Raw genomic sequence first — 1,108 nt, 5'->3', positions numbered from 1 at the left:
TGTAAGTATCCCAGCTTTAGTTCCACACACTTTTTGAGATTTCCGGTTTCTCAGCCATCAGCCGATATTCTTCCGGCGTCAGATTATTCAGGGATTCATGAGGCCGCTCACTGTTGTATTCATTCAGCCAGCGCTCCGTTATTTCCCGTGCTTCATTCAGTGTTCTGAACAGATAAAAATCCAGTATTTCGGTCCGGTACGTTCGGTTAAACCGTTCGATAAACGCGTTCTGTGTTGGTTTGCCGGGCTTGATAAATTCCAGCATCACGCCATGGTCTTCAGCCCATTGTGCCAGCGCCAGTGATATCAATTCCGGCCCGTTATCCATCCGCATCTTCAGCGGATAGCCACGGTTTGCCGCTATTCTGTCCAGCACCCGCACAATGCGCTGCGCCGGAATATTCAGGTCAATTTCGATAGCCAGAGCCTCGCGGTTAAAATCATCCACGACGTTGAAAGTCCGAAAACGTCGGCCACATGTCAGCGCGTCGTGCATAAAATCAATCGACCAGCTTTGGTTGAGGGCTTCCGGCGTGGCCAGCGGCGCCGGATTACGCACCGGCAGGCGTTGTTTCCCTTTACGACGAAAATTCAGTTTTAGCAGACAGTAAATCCGGTGTATGCGTTTGTGGTTCCAGGCGTATCCCTGCCTGCGAAGCACCTGAAAAAGCTTCTTAAATCCATAGCGGGGATAGCGTTCAGCCGCCTCAGTCAGCCTCTGGATCACCGGTTCATCACGTCGTGTATTCGGTTGATAACGAAACACCGTCCTGCTCAGCGATAACGTCCTGCATGCCTGGCGTATGCTCATCGTAAACTGCGTGGTCAGATAGTTGACGAGCTCACGCTTTATCGCTGGTTTTAAAGCTTTTTTTCGATGACGTCTTTCAGCGCACGGCATTCCAGACTCAGGTCGGCAAACATCTGCTTCAGACGGCGATTCTCGTCTTCTAGATCTTTGATTTTTTTGATATCAGCGGCTTCCATCCCGCCATATTTCGCCTTCCAATTGTAATAGCTGGCTTCGGAAATAGCAGCCTCGCGGCACACATCTTTGACGGTCCTACCCGCTTCGACGGACTTCAGTACGGCGATGATCTGGTGCTCG

1 protein-coding gene is annotated in these 1,108 nt (G+C 51.0%); it reads right to left on the bottom strand.

The window, feature by feature from the left end; all coding sequences use genetic code 11:
• Nucleotides 1-16: 16 nt before the first annotated feature.
• Nucleotides 17-1,108 (bottom strand): IS3 family transposase gene (locus ACQ4OC_RS19525; protein ID WP_430971559.1). Its coding sequence is split into 2 segments (ribosomal slippage), with 1,093 coding nucleotides annotated over them: nucleotides 17-867 and nucleotides 867-1,108; the frame shifts between segments, so codons are not numbered across the junction. This gene is flagged as partial in the annotation.

This window comes from Yersinia sp. J1, assembly GCF_050586585.1.
GTDB classification, from domain to species: Bacteria; Pseudomonadota; Gammaproteobacteria; order Enterobacterales; family Enterobacteriaceae; genus Yersinia; species Yersinia entomophaga.
This window is presented reverse-complemented; position numbering and strand designations above follow the sequence as displayed.